This is a genomic window from Acinetobacter sp. S-1 (genome assembly GCF_059579785.1).
The window spans coordinates 3349613-3369429 of record NZ_CM184207.1; the positions used below are offsets into that span (position 1 = coordinate 3349613).

Annotated in this window: 18 protein-coding genes; 8 read left to right on the forward strand and 10 right to left on the reverse strand. The window is 39.3% G+C overall.

The genetic code is table 11. The annotated features are described in order from the left end of the window. Nucleotides 1-212 precede the first annotated feature (212 nt). Complete coding sequence (locus AC52J8_RS16070) at nt 213-1223, reverse strand: AraC family transcriptional regulator (protein ID WP_005066032.1); 1011 nt, start codon at nt 1221-1223, stop codon at nt 213-215. A 263-nt stretch (nt 1224-1486) separates the two neighbouring features. Here AC52J8_RS16070 and infA point away from each other — a divergent pair, with 263 nt between their 5' ends. Continuing rightward, nucleotides 1487-1708, forward strand: a complete 222-nt coding sequence (gene infA / locus AC52J8_RS16075) for a translation initiation factor IF-1 (RefSeq protein WP_001284370.1) — start codon at nt 1487-1489, stop codon at nt 1706-1708. Nucleotides 1709-1759: 51 nt separating this feature from the next. Here infA and AC52J8_RS16080 read toward each other — a convergent pair whose 3' ends face one another. Continuing rightward, the gene (locus AC52J8_RS16080) at nt 1760-2134 is read right to left on the reverse strand and encodes a lysozyme inhibitor LprI family protein (protein ID WP_002114916.1); all 375 of its coding nucleotides are present in this window, start codon (nt 2132-2134) and stop codon (nt 1760-1762) included. Nucleotides 2135-2303: 169 nt separating this feature from the next. Here AC52J8_RS16080 and AC52J8_RS16085 point away from each other — a divergent pair, with 169 nt between their 5' ends. Continuing rightward, nucleotides 2304-2711, forward strand: a complete 408-nt coding sequence (locus AC52J8_RS16085) for a hypothetical protein (RefSeq protein WP_086400297.1) — start codon at nt 2304-2306, stop codon at nt 2709-2711. Nucleotides 2712-2763: 52 nt separating this feature from the next. Here AC52J8_RS16085 and leuB read toward each other — a convergent pair whose 3' ends face one another. The 4 genes from leuB to leuC form a co-directional block, all read right to left on the reverse strand. Then, a complete protein-coding gene (leuB, locus tag AC52J8_RS16090) occupies nt 2764-3843 on the reverse strand; it encodes a 3-isopropylmalate dehydrogenase (RefSeq protein WP_002114882.1) in 1080 nt (359 codons plus the stop codon). Nucleotides 3844-3882: 39 nt separating this feature from the next. Next, entirely contained in the window at nt 3883-4467 is a 585-nt protein-coding gene (locus AC52J8_RS16095) for a hypothetical protein (protein WP_005066026.1), read from the reverse strand. A gap of 112 nt (nt 4468-4579) precedes the next feature. Beyond that, entirely contained in the window at nt 4580-5227 is a 648-nt protein-coding gene (leuD, locus tag AC52J8_RS16100; protein WP_002114814.1) for a 3-isopropylmalate dehydratase small subunit, read from the reverse strand. Nucleotides 5228-5245: 18 nt separating this feature from the next. After that, nucleotides 5246-6664: a 3-isopropylmalate dehydratase large subunit gene (gene leuC, locus AC52J8_RS16105; RefSeq protein ID WP_002115007.1), complete on the reverse strand. Its 1419-nt coding sequence runs from the start codon at nt 6662-6664 to the stop codon at nt 5246-5248. Between the two features lie 237 nt (nt 6665-6901). On the opposite strand from leuC, the gene AC52J8_RS16110 reads away from it, so the two are divergent. Both AC52J8_RS16110 and AC52J8_RS16115 read left to right on the forward strand, forming a co-directional pair. Next, nucleotides 6902-7156, forward strand: coding sequence for a DUF2061 domain-containing protein (locus tag AC52J8_RS16110; protein WP_017482004.1), 255 nt, complete (start codon nt 6902-6904; stop codon nt 7154-7156). A 115-nt stretch (nt 7157-7271) separates the two neighbouring features. Continuing rightward, on the forward strand, nt 7272-8135 hold the full coding sequence (locus AC52J8_RS16115; protein ID WP_086400298.1) for a LysR family transcriptional regulator: 864 nt from the start codon (nt 7272-7274) through the stop codon (nt 8133-8135). A gap of 34 nt (nt 8136-8169) precedes the next feature. Here the strand turns inward: AC52J8_RS16115 and AC52J8_RS16120 are convergent, their stop codons facing one another. The 3 genes from AC52J8_RS16120 to AC52J8_RS16130 all read right to left on the reverse strand — a co-directional run bounded on the left by AC52J8_RS16120 (nt 8170) and on the right by AC52J8_RS16130 (nt 11249). After that, complete coding sequence (locus AC52J8_RS16120) at nt 8170-8916, reverse strand: sporulation protein (RefSeq protein WP_002115100.1); 747 nt, start codon at nt 8914-8916, stop codon at nt 8170-8172. Nucleotides 8917-8970: 54 nt separating this feature from the next. Further along, on the reverse strand, nt 8971-10410 hold the full coding sequence (locus AC52J8_RS16125) for a DUF2252 domain-containing protein (protein ID WP_086400299.1): 1440 nt from the start codon (nt 10408-10410) through the stop codon (nt 8971-8973). Between the two features lie 188 nt (nt 10411-10598). Further along, a complete protein-coding gene (locus tag AC52J8_RS16130) occupies nt 10599-11249 on the reverse strand; it encodes an HAD family hydrolase (protein ID WP_002115098.1) in 651 nt (216 codons plus the stop codon). 182 nt (nt 11250-11431) lie between these two features. On the opposite strand from AC52J8_RS16130, the gene AC52J8_RS16135 reads away from it, so the two are divergent. From AC52J8_RS16135 to katG, 3 genes are all read left to right on the forward strand, one after another. Continuing rightward, nucleotides 11432-11917, forward strand: a complete 486-nt coding sequence (locus tag AC52J8_RS16135) for an RNA pyrophosphohydrolase (protein WP_000567255.1) — start codon at nt 11432-11434, stop codon at nt 11915-11917. An 85-nt stretch (nt 11918-12002) separates the two neighbouring features. Continuing rightward, entirely contained in the window at nt 12003-14297 is a 2295-nt protein-coding gene (gene ptsP / locus AC52J8_RS16140) for a phosphoenolpyruvate--protein phosphotransferase (RefSeq protein WP_017482000.1), read from the forward strand. Nucleotides 14298-14823: 526 nt separating this feature from the next. Then, a complete protein-coding gene (katG, locus tag AC52J8_RS16145; protein WP_086400300.1) occupies nt 14824-16980 on the forward strand; it encodes a catalase/peroxidase HPI in 2157 nt (718 codons plus the stop codon). A gap of 66 nt (nt 16981-17046) precedes the next feature. Here the strand turns inward: katG and AC52J8_RS16150 are convergent, their stop codons facing one another. Then, nucleotides 17047-18099: an MBL fold metallo-hydrolase gene (locus AC52J8_RS16150; RefSeq protein ID WP_068930404.1), complete on the reverse strand. Its 1053-nt coding sequence runs from the start codon at nt 18097-18099 to the stop codon at nt 17047-17049. 654 nt (nt 18100-18753) lie between these two features. On the opposite strand from AC52J8_RS16150, the gene hcaR reads away from it, so the two are divergent. Continuing rightward, a complete protein-coding gene (hcaR, locus tag AC52J8_RS16155; protein ID WP_005066014.1) occupies nt 18754-19659 on the forward strand; it encodes a DNA-binding transcriptional regulator HcaR in 906 nt (301 codons plus the stop codon). The last annotated feature ends 158 nt before the right edge of the window (nt 19660-19817 follow it).

Here is a 19817-nt window from a genome sequence, read left to right on the forward strand (position 1 = left end):
ATTAAATATGATACTCGACAAAGTCATACGCAACCTGCCCTAAATATATAAGTATATGTTTTTGCAATGCATTAGATATTGATAATTATCTAACAGGTTTTGCGTATGACAATGGTTTTGGTTACTTTTCCCGAAAGAAAAGTAACTCTAGCTGAAGGCCAATCCAGTTATTAAAGCCTCAATGGCACGACTCCGCCATGACATAGAATAAATTAACGGTGTTGTTTACGCTTACGGTATTCAACTGGTGTCTCATTCGTCCAACGCTTAAATGCACGATAGAACGTACTTGGTTCAGAGAAACCAGTTAAATATACAATACGCTCAACACTCTCATTGGTATTTGCCAAAAGCTTTTTAGCCAAACGGCAACGATAGTCAGAAAGTATTTGTTGAAAACTGGTATTTGCCTCACTGAGCTGAGTACGTAAACGACGCGGCGTAATATTTAATTGTGCCGCTACGGTTTCTAGCGTCGTTTCTCCACTTTCAAGTGTCGAACCAATCGCACGACGAACCTCACCCACTAAATCATAACGGGCGAGTTCTTGTAACTTTTCAATCGCCAATTGTTCATGCAATTGAAGTAACTCAGGCTCTGCCTGCCAAAGCTGAAAATCTAAAATAGCTGGGTCAAAATATAAACGTGTCTCTTTCTGACCTAAGCTAACTGGGCAACCAAATACACGGAAATATTCATCCTCAGAAGCTCCTTCGCTAAAATTAAAATCGATGAAGATAGGATGAAATTGTCCTTCAGTAATGAACTTAAAAAACCTAAGCACGCCCGAAATTGCACATTCAGAGAAATGACGATTGACGAGATTGTCAGCACCAATCTGTTCACCATTGGTTAAATAACAACGTCCTTCTTCAACGACTAGTTTTGCATCAAATGCATCACTAATCAGTCGTTGATAAGCCAAGGCTCGTTTTAAGCCTTCACCAAAGGTTTCACTACTAATAAATAGATGTTCAATCACCTGCCCTCGATACAAAGGCAAATGCTCACCTAAATGCAGACCGATGTCTGGATCTTTACTGACTTCCTGAGCGGCAGTCCAAAAGGCGTACTGTGCACTTAACGGTGTACGTGCATTGGTATCGACCTGATTTAAAGCAACTCCCGCTTTGGTTAATATTTCTTCTGTTGGCAAACCCGCACGACGAATCGCTTGGTAGCCAAAGCGTAATACAACTGATGCATCTGTTAGCTGACCCACGCAGTGCCCTTCCATGTAGATACTTCATTGATATTTAGGGCTGTTGACCTTTATGCAATTAACAGTCCCTAATAACTATGATTTTAGATTAGCGTTGATTGACCAAACTGACAACAGAATTACACTTCTTTTGTGAAAAAAATTACATCTTTTTTTATTAGTCATACTTTAACCAGATGCTTTAGCAGAAGTGTGTCTATCTTGTTTTTTTTAAAAAAATTGACTATAATTTGCGCCTTTCCAATTTGATCATCAGGTAGGCTATGGCCAATAAAGAGGAACTCATTGAGTTCGAAGGCGTTGTCACCGAAACGCTTCCTAATACGATGTTCCGTGTACGTCTTGAAAACGGTCACGAAGTTATTGCACACATTTCTGGTAAAATGCGTAAACACTATATTCGTATTCTTACTGGCGACAGTGTAAAAGTCGAAATGACTCCATATGACTTAACTAAAGGTCGTATTACGTACCGTGCTCGCTAATTAGTGAATGCAAAAAAGCCACTTTATGATGTGGCTTTTTTATTGCGTTATTTATTCACTTAAGCGACTGGTTTTACATCCCACCGTTTGGCATTCACGCAATCTTTCTTGCAGCCAATGGTTTCTTTCTTGCGTTGTCTGTAAACGACATTGCACGTCTACACTATTCCTATTAGAATCTGTACACTCGGCATCACGTTGACGTATCCATGCAAGCTGAGACTTCTTAAGAATATTTTTCTGCGCGGTGTTTAACTTTACTCGCAGTGCTTGATAATTCTTATTCAGATCAGCATCAGCACTCGCATAAATTTTATTTGTACAGTAAATATCATCGTAAGTATTGCGGGCACTATCACAGTTATCTGCATAGACTGAAGTCACGCCAAAGCTGCATAAAAATGCAAAAAATATTTTTTTCATCATGTTTTCCTTAAGTTTTTTACAAAATAATTATAAAGCCTTTTGAATATTAGTATGAATCTCTAAATAAACTTATTCTCCATTTATCTTAATCCTCCTTTTTTGCTTTACAAGCTTGTAAATACAACCTATTGTTCTTTAATAATAAATATAATTTCATATAGTGAGAAAAATGAACATATATACCCGCTGCCAAATTGGCTTATTATCTTTTATCATTATTTGTCTTAACGGTTGTGCTAGTCACCCACGTCAATCCGTAGATTTACAGGAATATTTAAAAGGTTTTTTAGGAAAATCCTCGGCGACCATTCAACAAGATATCAATCTACGTAGTCTTGGTTTTCAAGTCGCCAACTCTCCGCAAAAAACATCCAATCAGCTCATCTATACGATTTTGCGTCCTTTAAGCATTCCTATTCCGATGGTGAGTAATGTTGATATGAGAGGAAGCTCTATTCCTGTCCAATCAGGAAATCTGAGCGGCAATTCTTATGATATTAATTTCAATTGCAAAGTGATTTTCCAGCTTAAAAATGATGTTGCCGAATCAATTCAATATGAGGGTAAAGCCTGTTAAAACATAGGCACAAAAAAACGCAGCGTTGAGCTGCATTTTTTATAACAGGCTTTTAAGCAAGAGCGGCTACAACAGCTTCACCCATCTCAGCCGTACCTACTTTTGTCATACCTTCAGACATAATATCTGCTGTACGCAAACCTTGATCAAGCACTTGACCTACTGCATCTTCAATTGCTTTTGCAGCAGCTTCTTCACGGAATGTGTAGCGAAGCATCATTGCAACTGAAAGAATAGTTGCTAATGGGTTTGCCACATTTTGACCCGCAATATCAGGTGCAGAACCATGGCAAGGCTCATACATACCTTTGCCATTTTCATCTAACGAAGCCGATGGCAACATGCCGATTGAACCTGTAAGCATTGCTGCTTCATCAGATAAGATATCGCCAAACAAGTTACCCGTTACGATCACGTCAAACTGTTTCGGTGCACGTACAAGTTGCATTGCAGCGTTATCGACATACATATGTGAAAGCTGAATATTTGAATAATTTGCTTGCTGTAAATCAGTAACTGTTTGCTTCCAAAGTTCTGTAACTTCCAAAACGTTAGCTTTATCTACGGAACAAACCTTTCCACCACGTAAGCCTGCAAGTTCAAAAGCTACTTTTGCAATACGCTTAATTTCGCTTTCAGAATAAACGTCAGTGTTATAGCCTTGCTTTTCACCGTTTTCGAGTTCACGAATACCACGCGGCTGACCGAAATAGATACCGCCAGTCAATTCACGAACAATTAAAATATCTAAGCCAGCAACAATTTCAGGCTTTAAGCTCGAAGCATCTGCTAATTGCGGATATAAAATCGCTGGGCGCAAGTTAGCAAACAAGTTAAGTTCACTACGAATTTTTAAAAGACCACGTTCAGGGCGAATAGAGCGCTCAATAGTGTCCCATTTTGGTCCGCCTACCGCACCTAATAAAATTGCATCAGCTTTTTTTGCTTGTTCACTTGTTACTGCTGGGTACGGTTCACCATGCGCATCAATTGCCGCGCCGCCTAATAAGCCATGTTCCCAAGTTAACGATAAATTAAATTTTTCATTTACTGTATTTAATACTTTTTCTGCTGCCCCAACAATTTCAGGACCAATACCATCACCAGCTAAAATTAAAATCTGTTTAGACATGAACTTTTTTCCATTTTCCAAAGACAAGCAGTGCTACAACTACCGCGGTGTTAGTTTTTTCTGCTCAAGGAATTCACCTAGTCCTGTTGTAACATCAAATGGTCGACAAAAACGGCGAATGACATGCCCATCTTGTTCTAAATCGACACATAATGGATCTGGTACAGAAACATTCAGCAAACTACCCGAACGGTTAGATTTGTCTCGGTACATTTTAAATGTATAGCGATGGTTAGCATTAAACTGGTGAATCACATGGAATGTTTCTGCACGATCCGGAGAGATCGGATAGAAACGGATCACCACTTCATATTGTTTAGCAGGCACTGATAAATATAAGCTGTTAGTTTGGCTAAGTACTGAACCTTGTAATCTCACAATCCCTTGATGAATTGCCTGATTACTAATTCTTCGTGTTTGCGCATCCACTACAGTAATATCATTTAGTCGTTCAAATTCACAACTCTTCGCGCCCGAACAATATATTGCTGCATTCTGCCCCAAATTTTCTTGTTCAGCCTGCTTAATGCGGACAGTATCCACTACATTGTAAGTGCTTTGACAAGCACTGAGTGTTATTGCGCACAGGCTCAACAAAAAGCTATGAGTAACGTTCCTCTTCATTGTTCAAGCCCAATCCTCATCTAGTGCATAATTCTAAGGTGTTTTTATGCTTTAGCATGTTAGCAAGAGTTTGAACGCTACGCCATGGCTATGTTTAAAATGTACCGAAAGGTTAATTCAACTCTTGGAATACCCAAGGACGAACTTGTTTAGTTTTTTCTTCATAAGCGCGAATTGCGTCCGCATTTTGAAGAGTTAAACCAATATCATCCAATCCATTTAACAAGCAGTGCTTACGAAATGGATCAACTTCAAATTTAAACGCTTCACCTGTTGGCGTACGTACTTCTTGAGCTGCTAAATCAATTGTTAATTGATATCCCTCATTAGCAGCACATTCTTTAAATAACTGCTCAACTGTTTCTTCAGGCAAAATGACAGGTAACATGCCATTTTTGAAACAGTTATTAAAGAAAATATCAGCAAAGCTTGGTGCAATAACGGTACGGAATCCATATTCGTTTAACGCCCAAGGCGCATGCTCACGACTTGAACCACAACCAAAGTTAGTACGAGCAATTAAAACAGTTGCTCCTTGATAACGAGGCTGGTTTAAAACGAAATCTGGATTTTTTGGACGTACTGAATTGTCTTGTCCTGGATAACCTTCATCTAAATAACGAAGCTCATCAAATAAGTTGTCGCCAAAACCAGTGCGTTTAATCGACTTTAAAAACTGTTTTGGAATAATTAAATCTGTATCAACATTGGCACGATCTAATGGTGCAACGATACCTTGTTCAACTGTATAAGCTTTCATGGTTTGCTCCAGACCGAATTAAAATGAACGAACATCAACGAAGTGACCGGCGATTGCAGCCGCTGCCGCCATTGCCGGACTCACCAAGTGAGTGCGACCGCCATTGCCTTGACGACCTTCAAAGTTACGATTAGACGTCGATGCACAGTGTTCACCTGGTTGTAACTTGTCTGCATTCATTGCTAAACACATTGAACAACCCGGCTCACGCCATTCAAAGCCAGCTTCCAAGAAGATTTTATCCAAGCCTTCTTTTTCAGCCTGTTGCTTAACTAAACCAGAACCCGGAACAATCATGGCTTGCTTAATGGTAGATGCCACTTTACGACCCTTAACCACCTCAGCAGCAGCACGGATGTCTTCAATACGTGAGTTAGTACAAGAACCAATAAACACACGATCAAGCTGAATATCAGCTAATGCCTGACCTGCATTTAAACCCATATATTGATAAGCACGTGTCCAATCATTACGTTGAACATCATCTTTCGCTTGTTCTAAAGTTGGCACAGCTTCAGTAACAGGAATAACCATTTCTGGTGAAGTTCCCCAAGATACTTGTGGTTCAATTTCTGCGCCATTTAACTCAACTACAGCATCAAACACAGCATCTTCATCTGAATGCAATGTGTTCCAGTAAGCAACTGCTTGTTCCCATTGCTCACCTTTTGGTGCATAGCTACGGCCTTTCACGTATTCAATAGTTTTGTCATCAACTGCAACCATACCGACACGAGCACCGGCTTCAATCGCCATGTTACATACCGTCATACGCCCTTCAATCGACATATCACGGAAAACTTGGCCGCCGAATTCGATTGCATAGCCTGTACCACCAGCAGTACCAATTTTACCGATAATCGCCAACACAACATCTTTTGGTGTTACGCCTTTACCTAATACGCCATCTACGCGAACTAACATGTTTTTAGATTTTTTCTGAATCAAGCACTGTGTTGCTAACACATGTTCAACTTCAGATGTTCCAATACCGTGCGCCAAGCAACCAAAAGCACCGTGAGTCGCTGTATGTGAGTCACCACATACCACCGTCATACCTGGTAAGGTTAAGCCCTGTTCAGGTCCAACTACATGCACAATCCCCTGACGAATATCATTAATACTAAATTCAACAATATTAAAGGCTTTACAGTTGTCATCTAAGGTTTGAACTTGAATACGAGATGTATCATCTTCAATACCAGCGATGCCTTGGTCACGTTCCTTTTTAGATGTTGGAACATTGTGGTCTGGTGTAGCAACGTTTGCACTTAAACGCCATGGTTGACGATCCGCAAGTTGCAAACCTTCAAATGCTTGTGGACTTGTCACTTCATGCAATAAATGACGGTCAATGTATAGTAAACATGAGCCATCATCACGCTGTGAAACAACGTGGTCATCCCACAATTTGTCATATAAAGTTTTGCCTGCCATGTCGTCTTGCTCCATTGGACTGGGTAATTCTGATCTTTATTCGATTATAGCCAGAGTTTCACATAAATCTAATTTATCATTTTTATAAATTAGAAAACTTTTTGGAATAAATTATAACTTCCATAAGGTGCATCAAATTTAATAAATCGTTTTTGTTAATGATTATCATTTGCATAATCAATTTTTAATCTTATACTCTAATGCCTATACTAAAAATATCTAAAGTGGCTAAAGAGAATGATCATGGCTAATATCCAAAAATTCGTTATAAATAATCAACGTACCTTAAAGAAAACCTTAAGCTATTACATTATGCATATTACTGTAGCAATGCTAGTTGCATACTTTGTAACAGGTAATATCTGGATGGCTTTAACATTAAGTATGCTTGAGCCAACCGTACAAGCTTTTGCTTTTTTCTTCCATGAAAAAGTTTGGGCTGCTAAAGATCGCCGCGTATCAGCCTTAGCTGAAAAAGAAACAACGGCTTAGGCTAAGATTAGCGCGGTAATTCACAACTTTCTCACTCGTTTTGCTGCAAGCATGATACGATTTTGGCTCGGCAACTTTAGCCCCTCGATTTTTCTATTCCAAGTTGAGTTGTATTATGAATCTTGCAGCCTTTGAAGCTTTTGTAAAAGTTATGGAAACAGGGTCTATCTCTGTGGCAGCAGATCAGTTATTTATTACTCAACCTGCTGTTACCAAAAGAATTCACAGCTTAGAAGAATATTTTGGCGTAAAACTATTTGAGTCCGCAGGCCGTGGTGTTCAAGCAACTCATGCTGCACATTCATTACTACCTAAAGTTAAAAACTGGCTAAATGAGCTGGGTGATATTCACCATACACTGAGCCATGAACAAACTCAGGTACAAGGCCGCTTAAAAGTCGGTACGAGTCACCATATTGGTTTACATCATTTACCCGCACCGCTTAAGGATTTTGTTCAGCAATTCCCTCAAGTCACTCTAGATGTGCATTTTGTTGACTCAGAGCAAGCCCATGAACAAGTATTGGCTGGTGATTTAGAACTCGCATTTTTAACGCTTCCTCCTTCAGGAGATGAGCGTCTTAACTACATTACGATTTGGAATGATCCTTTAGTTTTTGTTGCGGCCCCTTTTCATCCGTTGGCACAAAAAAAGAATCTCACCTTACAAGATTTAATTGAATATCCAAGCTTATTACCCGCTGCACAAACTTATACTGCTCAAATCACTTTAGCTGAGTTTGAAAAACAAGGACTTAAACCAAAAATTACCATGAGCAATAACCCTCTTGAGTCTATTCGCATGTTAGTCTCGATTGGTTTGGGTTGGTCAGTTTTACCAAAAACTCTATTGAATCAGGATATGCAGCAGCTTGATTTAAATGTTGAGATGAATCGTCAATTAGGTATGGTTTGGCATCCTGCACGTACTCAATCTAGAGCCATGCAGGAGTTAATTAAAATGATGCAGGATGCATAAAAGGCTCTCATTTAAGCATCTACTCTAATTTAATTTATCCAAGCTTTAAGAGGCTTCGAATTTGTTGCACCATTTGGTTTTCATCAAGCATATGATGTGGAATCGTCATCGTTAATAGCTGATCTGATCGAAAATGGCGGTCTACTTCAAGCATAACGTGAGTTTGGTTAGGTTCAGCAACGAAAGAAACTTCAACCTCATTAAATCCGCTAAACATATGTGAAGAGACAAATTCAAGCTCTTGGTAACAACCAATCGTTGATCTAAAATTTCGCGCAGTAAGCTGCCCTTTTTCTACATCTACTGTCGATAAAACAAAGCCACATCGCTGCATAGCCTGTAGAAACATTTGCATGGCTGGAGTTGGCAGAACCTTTAGATAATCACGATCAGTTGCATCTAGTCCCCAATCAACATCCATATGGGTTTGAATCCAAACACGTGCACCATTTCTTCGACAAGCAACCTCAGTAATTGGTGTCTCAAATGGTAGTTGAATACTAAAAGGGAAAGAATGTGCTTGATGTGCCGGCAAGAGGAATCGAGAGTTCACTAACCACTCTTGTAAAACTAAAGGTTGGTTAAACTCATGATCACCAGATTCGACTTCTGCCATCGTCACCAATTGCAAATAAAGACCATTAATCTCTTTATCAGATGATCCACCTTTAAAGCTAATTTCCCCATGCAATGTGCTACCAGCTTGCAAGCTTGGGTTCTGCAAAACAGTTTCTACCGTCACACCTTGAAGACCCAAACCAGACATAATTTTACTAAACATTTTTTCTCTAACCTTTCGAATTATTTCATGTCATCTGTAGCAGCATACTTATTATTAAAGTGCATCATCTCCAGCGAGCTGAATCTTACCATCTGCAACTTCATTCATAAATTGCTGATAGTCATTTAGATTACGTTCTGCATATTCTTCTGCATACGTTTGTAATACTTCTACTATCGTATTACCTTCGCCAAGATATCCCATAAGTACATCTGCATTTCCAGATTTAGCATGGGCATGAGCCAAGGCTAAACCACAACTTTCAGCATACTCATAGAAATACTCATCATCCATGTCACTAAGATCAACCGAAATTTTCATATCACGTAACTGGCGTACATGAAAATGTTGATTTGATATAGAAGAGAACCCAAGAAATATATCACTTGCGGCCTGCATGAGCTGCTGACCATGCACTACGCGCTCACCTTCGTGATTTACCTTGTCTACAAATAAGGGGCTGAGAATTGATGGATTCGCTTCTTTCATTTGTAAAATTAACGGTTCCCGATCTGCATCCTGAAATAATGCAATCGCTGATCGAGTACCAACACTTCCGACACCCACCACTTTCAAAGCTACATCTGTACGTTGATAACGATCAAAAAGTACTTGGCGATCGTATTTCAAAGAATCACGGTATTGTTGAAAGAATACATCAACATCTTTAGCAAATGGCTCATTTGCACTTGGATGCCATAATAACGGCGCATCATCCACAAAACGACGAAATCCTGTATCTTGATCTTGCTGGGTAAGCTTCGGCAAAACAGAGTACGCCGTTCTTTTGTGTGCTGAATCGAGATGCTTCTCGCGTTTCTTTCTTAGTTTTCGACACTCAGTATTTTCTAATAATGTACTGGCATCAACTTTTTCATACCAAACTTGGAGGGGTGAAAGTTCTGTAATTTCTAATAAGTGCTGACGATAACTATTCAGCATTATTTTAATTGCTTTTAACCCGACTTTCTCTGCAAGATTAATATCACGTGCCGCAATCACAAAACTGGTTGCTAAACGCTTTACATCCCATTCAAACGGGGCAACTAAAGTTTCATCAAAATCATTAATTCCAAATAACAGGTTACGTTCTGGACTTGCAAAACCACCAAAATTACTTAAATGACAATCACCACAAATCTGTTGAAACAACCCTGAATTTGCCTGCTCCCACGCTTGGTCAAATAGCATCAAAGAAGGCATGCCACGATAAAATGTAAATGGAGAAACACTCATCCGTTTTGCACGAATCGGTTTGAGTTTTTCTAAACGACCTTGGTTACTCCAATCATAGATCGTTAAAGCAGTTGTACCTTTTGGTCGTTCAGAAAGCTTTGATAGGTGTTCACGTGGAACTTTTTTACGTTGAGCCTTACCTAATTTGAAGCCTTCGCTTTTATTTAGTAATTTCCCCTGATAGCTATGACGTGTTAAATCAATACTTTCATCATTCCAAAGTTGTTTTGGTAATTTAATTTGTGCTGTTTTTGACATTATTTCCTCATTTTTAAATTAAATTTTTTTATATTCTGAAATCTTTGCCAAGATAAAATTTATTTTATTAATCATAGCAATATTTTTTTTAGCTAAGATTTATAAGAGATATTAAAAAATGATTTTAAATATAGTTAAGAGTTGGAAGACCTCAAAACTTTTCAAATTGTTCTTCCAACTCCACAATTTTAAATCGACCAGTCCTGAATGTCCCAATTGTGTTCTTGAGCCAGTTTTTCAAGACGATCATCAGGGTTTACTGCAATTGCATGCGTTGCATATTCAAGTAAAAAACGGTCATTAATTGAATCGGAATACGCCCAGGACTCAGACACGTTACGGCCTTCCAACCATGCATCTAGACGTGCAAGTTTGCCTTTTTGATAACATGCTAAACCAGCAACTTTACCCGTATATTTTCCGTCAGCCACTTCAGCATTGGTTGCTAAAATTTCGGTAATCCCAAATTCACGAAAAATCGGTGCAGTAATAAAATCACTTGTTGCCGTAATACCCACAATGGTATGGCCTAAATCTTGATGTTTTTTGATTGCATCAAAACCTTTTGGACGCATTTGCGGACGAATGACTTTTTGCATGAACAATTGGTGGAGCTCAGTTAAGTAGTCATTGTCATGCTGCGTTAAAAATCCAAAAACAAATTCATTATAAGCATATGGGTCAAGTTGGCCTGCTTTGTAATCTTCATAAAATTTATCATTCATCTGACGATGATGAACCGGATCAACCAAACCTTCATTGACTAAAAATTCACCCCAAGAATGGTCTGAATCGGTATTTAACAAGGTATGGTCTAAATCAAACAACGCCAGTTTCATGAAAATTCTCGTTTAAACTGAAATTTAAGAAAAAAAATGTAAATCTATCTCCGCTAGTCGATAGAAATTCGTTAAGATCGTAGCAATTTAAACATTTTACTTTGATCTTTTCGAGCTGGACATAAAAAAGTGTTTGTCCCCGCGATTAAAGTCAACGATATAGACAATATTTAGGTAGCCAAATGATCGATTCAGAAGGTTTCCGACCGAATGTCGGGATCATTTTGGCAAACGATGATGGACAGGTTTTATGGGCAAAGCGCATTGGTCACAATGCTTGGCAATTTCCACAAGGAGGCATCCAGTTTGGAGAAACCCCTGAACAGGCACTTTTTCGAGAACTGAGAGAAGAAATCGGCTTATTGCCCGAACATGTCCAGATTATTGCGCAAACCAAAGGATGGCTACGTTATCGTTTGCCACATCGGTACATTCGGTCAGACTCTGACCCCGTATGTATCGGACAGAAACAAAAATGGTTTTTACTGAAGTTAACTGCGCCTGCAAAAAATATTCAGTTAAACCTTTCCGACCCGCCCGAATTCGATGAATGGCAGTGGGTTAGCTATTGGTATCCTCTTGGACAAGTGGTGAACTTCAAGCGTGATGTTTATCGTAAAGCCATGGTGGAGTTGTGTACACAGTTGCCGATGCAACAATTACCCTAAAAATCATTTATCTAGCAAATGATTTTTATTAAAAGTGCTGTTATAAATACATTCATAGTCTAAAAAAATACTGGAGTATACATCCATGTCAAACATGCAACTCGACACTCTACGGCGCATTGTCCAAGAGGTTAATGCGTCCGTCAGTTTGCATGAATCATTAGACATCATGGTTAATCAGGTTGCTGAGGCCATGAAAGTGGATGTTTGCTCTATTTATTTACTCGATGAACGTAACCAGCGCTATGTATTGATGGCCTCTAAAGGCTTAAATCCAGAATCTGTAGGCCACGTATCTTTGCAACTCGGTGAAGGCTTGGTTGGTCTGGTCGGGCAACGTGAAGAAATCGTTAACCTTGACAATGCGCCAAAACATGAGCGTTTCTTGTATTTACCTGAAACAGGCGAAGAAATTTATAACTCTTTCCTCGGCGTACCTGTCATGTACCGTCGTAAGGTTATGGGTGTTTTGGTTGTCCAAAACAAACTTCCTCAAGATTTTAGTGAAGCTGCCGAGTCTTTTTTAGTTACGCTGTGTGCTCAGCTTTCTGGCGTTATTGCTCATGCTCATGCAGTGGGTAATATTGACGTATTTCGTAAGCCGAGTAATGGACCTGCCTACAAAACCTTTCAAGGCGCTTCAGGTGCAGGCGGTGTTGCTTTAGGTCGCGCTATTATTTTATATCCACCTGCCGATTTGGGTTCTGTGCCTGATCGTGAAGCAGAAGATATTAGCGATGAACTTCGAATTTTAGATCAAGCCATTTCATCAGTACGTTCAGAGATTCGTTCTCTGGATGAAAAAATGCATGATTCACTCATGGCCGAAGAGCGCGCTTTATTTAGTGTTTTCTTAAGAATGCTTGATGAAAATGCATTACCTGCAGAAATTAAAGAACTGATTCGTGATGGACATTGGGCACAAGGTGCAGTACGTCGTGTCATTGAAAAACACACTGCCCTTTTTGCACAAATGGAAGACGACTATCTTCGTGAGCGAGTTTCTGATCTTAAAGATTTAGGACGACGCATTTTAGCCTCGCTGCAAGAAGAAGACTCTAGCCATCGTGACCTGAGTCCGGACAGTATTTTAATTGGTGAAGAAATTAGTACTGCTGCTCTCGTTGAGTTGCCAGTAGACAATATTGCAGCGATTGTGACATCCGAAGGTGCAGCCAACTCACATATGGTGATTGTGGCTCGTGCATTAGGTATTCCAACCGTAGTTGGTGTAACTGAACTGCCAGTGAACACACTTGATGATGCAGAAATGATTGTGGATGCCTATCAAGGCCGTGTTTTTGTAAACCCTCCACGTCGTTTACGTCAACGCTATAAAGAAATTCAAAAAGAAGATGAGCAAATCGCAAAAGATCTCAAACAATACGAGACCAAAGAAGCGATTACGCCAGATGGTGTGTCTGTTCAGCTCTATGTGAATACGGGCCTCATGATTGACGTAGTACGCGGAGTACAACGCGGTGCTCAAGGCGTCGGTCTATACCGAAGTGAAATTCCATTCATGTTACGGGAACGCTTCCCAGGTGAAGAAGAACAACGCGCAATCTACCGTCAACAATTGAGCCATTTCGCCAATAAACCTGTAGTGATGCGAACTCTGGATATTGGTGCCGATAAAGACTTGCCGTATTTCAGTATTGAAGAAGAAAACTCGGCATTAGGCTGGCGTGGTATTCGTTTCACGCTCGATCATCCCGAGATTTTTTCTTCGCAAATTCGCGCTATGCTCAAAGCCAGTATTGGTTTAAATAATTTGCATATTTTATTGCCAATGGTCACTACAGTCAGTGAAGTAGAAGAAGTACTTTATTTACTTGAGCGTGACTGGATTGCAGTGCAAGAAGAAGAGCAAGTTAAAATTACCAAACCAAAAATTGGGATTATGGTTGAGGTGCCGAGCGTACTGCTACAAATTGATGAGTTTGCTGAACTCGTCGATTTCTTCTCGGTCGGTTCAAATGACTTAACCCAGTATTTACTTGCAGTTGACCGTAATAATCCACATGTAGCAAACGTTTACTCACACTTTCACCCATCCATTCTACGTGCGCTAAGCCGTTTAGTTAAAGAATGCCATGAATACAAAAAACCAATCAGTATTTGTGGTGAAATGGCAGGTGATCCATTATCGGCAATTTTGCTCATGGCAATGGGCTTTAATACCCTTTCGATGAGTTCGAGTAACATTTTGCGAGTAAGAAAAGCAATTTGTCATGTACCTATGACAGATGCACAAAAATTGCTGGAAGATGTCATGAAAATGAATAATCCACTCATCGTGAAAAGTTGGCTTGAGTACTATTTTAAAACTCACGGTTTAGCTGATATGGTTAAATCAAATAGAATCGTAAATGTTTAATATATAAAAAATAAAGGAGAGCAATGCTCTCCTTTATTCATTTGAGATCACGTCTACTACAACTAAATATAAAAAATTTCATCTCACTATTGCCGCCATCTTAATCTTTTAAATAAACATATAATCGGTTTTTTAAATTAATATTGACAGTTTAATCCATTTGAAAAATAAGACTTCTACTCCTAGTATATTTACAGAGCGTTATTAAAAGATCTTACGTTGTTCCAACAATTGAAGAGGTAATTCTATGCATCGTTATTTACAAGTTTCATCTTATTTTTCCTCTTGTTTTTTAACCTTCATGCAGTAAATTGGAGGAATAACAAGTAAAGGAATCTGATGCATTATTAAATAAAAAATAATGGCCGACATCTCAGTGAAAAGACTTTTTAAACGGTTTCCCTCACCATTTGTTCTCCCATTTCTTTATTTAGTAAACATGAGTTTTTAAACCAGAAGTCCAGGAAAATGAGCCCTAACATTTTTACGAAGAGCTCAATAATTATTACCCAGAGAGAATATAACCATGTCTGACGAATCAAAATGCCCTTTTTCAGGCCATAAATCAAAACCAGAGGTAACGGTCGGTGGTGGCACGCCTAGTTTACATTGGTGGCCAAAACAACTACGCGTCGACCTACTCAACCAACATTCAGAACGCTCTAACCCACTCGGTAAAGAATTTAATTACCGTCAAGAATTTAAAAAACTCGACTACTACACCCTCAAAGCTGATATCAAAAATGTATTAACCGATTCTCAAGATTGGTGGCCAGCCGATTGGGGAAATTATACAGGCTTATTTATTCGATTAGCATGGCATGCTGCCGGTACATATCGCATGGGTGATGGTCGTGGTGGTGCTGGTCGTGGTCAACAACGTTTTGCGCCATTAAATAGTTGGCCTGACAATGCAAGCTTAGATAAAGCGCGCCGCTTATTATGGCCAGTTAAACAAAAATACGGTCAAAAAATATCGTGGGCAGATTTATTTATTCTTGCTGGAAACATCGCACTTGAATCTTCAGGTTTCCGCACCTTCGGTTTTGGTGCAGGTCGTGAAGATGTTTGGGAACCAGACAACGATGTAAACTGGGGCGATGAAAAAGAATGGTTAGCTCATCGCAACTCTGAAGCATTGGAAGGCAGCAATCTAGCTGCAACCGAAATGGGTCTAATTTATGTAAACCCTGAAGGCCCACAAGCCAGCGGTGACCCTAAATCAGCTGCACCATTTATTCGCGCGACTTTCGGCAATATGGCAATGGATGATGAAGAAATTGTTGCCTTAATCGCAGGCGGTCATACTTTAGGTAAAACTCACGGCGCTGCCTCTGCTGACCATGTTCAGGCTGATCCTGAGGGAGCTTCAATTGAACAAATGGGCTTTGGCTGGTCAAACAGTTTTGGCACTGGTGTTGGTAAAGATGCGATCACTTCAGGTTTAGAAGTGATTTGGTCACAAACACCAACACAATGGAGCAACTACTTCTTTGAAAACCTATTCAAATACGAGTGGGTACAAGAGCGCTCACCTGCTGGTGCAATTCAATGGGTAGCAGCAGATGCTGAGGCGATCATTCCAGATCCATTCGACCCATCAGTTAAACGTAAGCCAACAATGCTTACTACAGATTTGACCTTACGTTTTGATCCTGAGTTTGAAAAGATCTCTCGTCGTTTCCTTAACGATCCACAAGCATTTGCCAATGCTTTTGCTCGCGCTTGGTTCAAATTAACTCACCGTGATATGGGGCCTAAAGCACGTTACTTAGGTCCTGAGGTTCCGGCTGAAGATTTAATCTGGCAAGACCCATTACCTGCTGCCAGCGCTATACCATCTGCTGCTAGCATAGATGATGCAAAAGCAAAAATTGTTGCATTGGGATTATCTGCTGGTGAGCTAGTTTCCCTTGGTTGGGCTTCGGCATCAACTTTCCGTGGTGGAGACAAGCGTGGCGGTGCAAATGGTGCACGTATTGCTTTATCGCCACAACGTGAATGGGACGTAAATAAAAAAGCAGTTGAGACTTTAACTAAAATTGAAGAACTCAAAGCATCTACTCAATTATCATTAGCTGATTTAATCGTGCTTGCAGGTAATGTTGGTGTAGAACAAGCTGCTCAAGCGGCAGGTTTCAACATTAGCGTTCCATTTGCCCCTGGTCGTGTTGATGCAATACAAAGTCAAACTGATGTCGAATCTTTCCAATTATTGCTCGGCCTTGCCGATGGTTTTAGAAACTGGAAAAAAGAGGGCGTCAGCGCAACAACTGAGGCATTATTAATTGATAAAGCACAACAACTGACTTTGACTGCACCAGAATTAACTGCATTGATTGGTGGTTTACGTGTACTGGATACCAACTGGGATGGCTCTCAACACGGTGTATTCACTCAGCAAGTTGGTGTACTCAGCACAGACTTCTTCACAAACTTACTCGACATGTCGAATGTATGGGCACCTGTTGATTCAACAAGCGAAGTATTTGAAGGCAAAGATCGTAAAACAGGCGCAGTAAAATTTACCGCAACACGTAATGATTTAGCCTTCGGTTCAAACTCAATCTTACGTGCATTAGCCGAAGTTTATGCTCAGGCAGATGGTAAAGAAAAATTTGTTCAAGACTTTGTTGCTGCATGGACCAAAGTCATGAATCTTGACCGTTTTGACTTAGCTTAATTTAAGTCAAAATAGTAAAAAGCCAGTTCAATTTGAACTGGCTTTTTTAATATCAAGCATCGTTTTTTAAACAGTCAGTTTGTGTCCTTCCCGAATGCAATAAAAAGGATTTGCAAGCTTTGACGAAGCTTTAATTGCATGTGCTAGAGCATGCTCTGGATCTTCTCGGTCTTCATCAGTCAACTGGAAAGTTCGATAGTGAATCGCAATAGAACGATGAGCCTGTAAATCGAAGTGCGCATGTAGCGCATCTTGCGGGTTCATATGAACATAGCTCATCAGTTCACGTGGCTCATACGCACCTATTGGAAGCAAGGCAACTCGCGGTGCGCCATAACGGGCATGTATTTGCTTAAAATGACCCGCATAACCGGTATCACCCGCAAAGAAACAATGACCTGTTTTAGCCACAACCGAAAAGCCGCCCCAAAGTGCCTTATTCTGGTCGCGCAAACCACGACCTGAACCATGCTGTGCAGGTGTATAGATTATTCTTAATTCGTGATAAGGTATTTCTTGCCACCAATCCATCTCAATGACATGGAACTCTTTAGGTAGATAAAAACCATTCCCGAGTCCAGTGTAAATTGGCATTGCGAATTTTTTATGTAGCCATTCAAGCGTCGCCAAGTCCATATGGTCATAATGATTATGGCTGAGCAAAACTCCATGAATCGTCGGTAATTGTTCTAGTGCAAAACCTGCCGGGCATACACGGCGTGGGCCACGCCCTTGTGAAGGACTTGCATAATCACACCACACTGGGTCGGTAATAAAGTTATAAGGACCAATCTGAACCAATACCGTTGCATGCCCAACAAACCAGACTTGCCAATCATCCAGATCTGCCTGAGGTCGATTTTGCGGCAAAGCTACAGCCGTATTTACACGGGTTTCATATTCATTTTGAATATCCACTTTCCATGTAAAAGACTCACGCGTAACCAACCAACGCAATAACTCTTTTGAGCCACGAGCAGGTGATTTAGGTTGTTGATTATAAAAACGTGTATCCGTTTCATGCCCAGACTCGGGATGACAAAAAGGAGGTTTTATCCATGTATGCGTCCAACAGGACTGAGTCGGCAATTGATATGTTAATGTCGGCTTGTCTTTCATGGGCTTTTCTATGTTTTAGCATCAGCAGAATGGATGTGATCAGGTTTCTATCTTAACGATTAAAACAAATTAAGCTATGGCACTTACACTTATTTATCATATAAATATCCATTTTATCGTGGTCATAGCCAACCTACGTTAAATTAGAGTGCCATAAAAAACACTTAGATGTGTTGAGTTTATGCGTCAATAATTACCATTCTTACTAAGACTTCTTGTATAACATAACAATTAGAAGATGACGAAAAGCCGCCATAGAACCTGTCTATTTCATCTTTGTCGCCCGTAATTTTTAACTTAAGATTCTTCTGTGCAATGAAAACAATATATTTAGTAACAATTACATTTAGGTAGATCTTAGTGACCTCTAGGTTATAAATTTATTTTATTATTCTAGTTTTTGCATAATATGAGAATTTCTTAAATGAATATTTAAATCCTTTAGAAAATTCTTTGATTAATTATAAATAATGTATTTATTATTTAATTATTAATATATTTTATGAATTATTAGAGCTTATATTCCCATATTAAATCTTTAATGAAAATTAAAATTCCATTTATTTTATAAATACCTAAATCACCTTCACGCTATATCTATTTATGCTTTATACTTCACTTAAATCATAGTAAGACATTTTTTGGATTAGTCTTATGGAACTACGCCATCTCCGATATTTCATTACCGTTGCTGAAGAATTAAATTTTAGTAAAGCCGCTCTTAAACTTTTTACTGCACAGCCCTCTCTTAGCCAACAAATTAAAGATTTAGAAGAAGACGTTGGTGTACGACTTTTAAACCGCACAAAACGCAAAGTTGAGTTAACAGAAGAAGGCGAAGTATTTTTAGAACATGCTCGACTCACCCTCGCTCAGGCTGAAAAAGCGGTCGCTATGGCACGACAAGTTTCTAAGGCTAAACAGCAATTGTTACGTATCGGTTTCGTTCCCATCGCAGAAATGAAAATTTTCCCTTATGTACTTCCTAATCTGCGACTACAACACCCCGACCTTACTATTGAACTATCTAATTTAAACAATACTGAACAGCTTAAAGCCTTAAAAAAAGGAGAGCTGGACATTACGTTTACCCGTGAAAATACAGATAGTGATGAAATACAAAGCCAATTTGTTTTAACTGAACCCCTGATTTTCTTACTTCCTAAAAATCATCCACTTGCTCAATATGATCGAATCCCAGTCCATGCTTTACAAGGTATTGACTTTATCATTCCGGCAGCCGAACAATCACAAACCTTACATAACACCATTTTAGATTTCGCTAAAACTCATAACATCGAACTGAATATTGTTCAAAAAGCAGACAGCATATTGTTCAACATTAACTCTCTTGGTTCTGGATTAGGCTGTACAATTTTACCTGCCTATGTTGCGCCTTTAGGCATCAAAAACACGATAGTTCGTCCACTTGATGTCGACTTACCAACACTTGATTTATTCGTAAACTATCGTAAAAACTCACAGTCTTTAGGCGTTCAAAAATTCATTGACCAGCTCACTAAAGTATTTCATTTAGATAAAAACTTAAACCACGCTTAATTATTACGAATAATTTTATTATTAAGCGCATGATTAATAAGATCATCTTTATAAAAAGTATAAATAAATATTCCTTTTATTTATTTTATACTTTTTATAAACAGTTTAATCCACGGTAATGTCCTATTTTACCTAATAGGTAAAATTAAAAATCTCAT

Coding starts and splice junctions, on each gene's coding strand:
- infA (WP_001284370.1), top strand. CDS start 1,487: ATGGCCAATAAAGAGGAACTCATTGAGTTCGAAGGCGTTGTCACCGAA.
- AC52J8_RS16080 (WP_002114916.1), bottom strand. CDS start 2,134: ATGATGAAAAAAATATTTTTTGCATTTTTATGCAGCTTTGGCGTGACT.
- AC52J8_RS16085 (WP_086400297.1), top strand. CDS start 2,304: ATGAACATATATACCCGCTGCCAAATTGGCTTATTATCTTTTATCATT.
- leuB (WP_002114882.1), bottom strand. CDS start 3,843: ATGTCTAAACAGATTTTAATTTTAGCTGGTGATGGTATTGGTCCTGAA.
- AC52J8_RS16095 (WP_005066026.1), bottom strand. CDS start 4,467: ATGAAGAGGAACGTTACTCATAGCTTTTTGTTGAGCCTGTGCGCAATA.
- leuD (WP_002114814.1), bottom strand. CDS start 5,227: ATGAAAGCTTATACAGTTGAACAAGGTATCGTTGCACCATTAGATCGT.
- leuC (WP_002115007.1), bottom strand. CDS start 6,664: ATGGCAGGCAAAACTTTATATGACAAATTGTGGGATGACCACGTTGTT.
- AC52J8_RS16110 (WP_017482004.1), top strand. CDS start 6,902: ATGATCATGGCTAATATCCAAAAATTCGTTATAAATAATCAACGTACC.
- AC52J8_RS16115 (WP_086400298.1), top strand. CDS start 7,272: ATGAATCTTGCAGCCTTTGAAGCTTTTGTAAAAGTTATGGAAACAGGG.
- AC52J8_RS16120 (WP_002115100.1), bottom strand. CDS start 8,916: ATGTTTAGTAAAATTATGTCTGGTTTGGGTCTTCAAGGTGTGACGGTA.
- AC52J8_RS16125 (WP_086400299.1), bottom strand. CDS start 10,410: ATGTCAAAAACAGCACAAATTAAATTACCAAAACAACTTTGGAATGAT.
- AC52J8_RS16130 (WP_002115098.1), bottom strand. CDS start 11,249: ATGAAACTGGCGTTGTTTGATTTAGACCATACCTTGTTAAATACCGAT.
- AC52J8_RS16135 (WP_000567255.1), top strand. CDS start 11,432: ATGATCGATTCAGAAGGTTTCCGACCGAATGTCGGGATCATTTTGGCA.
- ptsP (WP_017482000.1), top strand. CDS start 12,003: ATGTCAAACATGCAACTCGACACTCTACGGCGCATTGTCCAAGAGGTT.
- katG (WP_086400300.1), top strand. CDS start 14,824: ATGTCTGACGAATCAAAATGCCCTTTTTCAGGCCATAAATCAAAACCA.
- AC52J8_RS16150 (WP_068930404.1), bottom strand. CDS start 18,099: ATGAAAGACAAGCCGACATTAACATATCAATTGCCGACTCAGTCCTGT.
- hcaR (WP_005066014.1), top strand. CDS start 18,754: ATGGAACTACGCCATCTCCGATATTTCATTACCGTTGCTGAAGAATTA.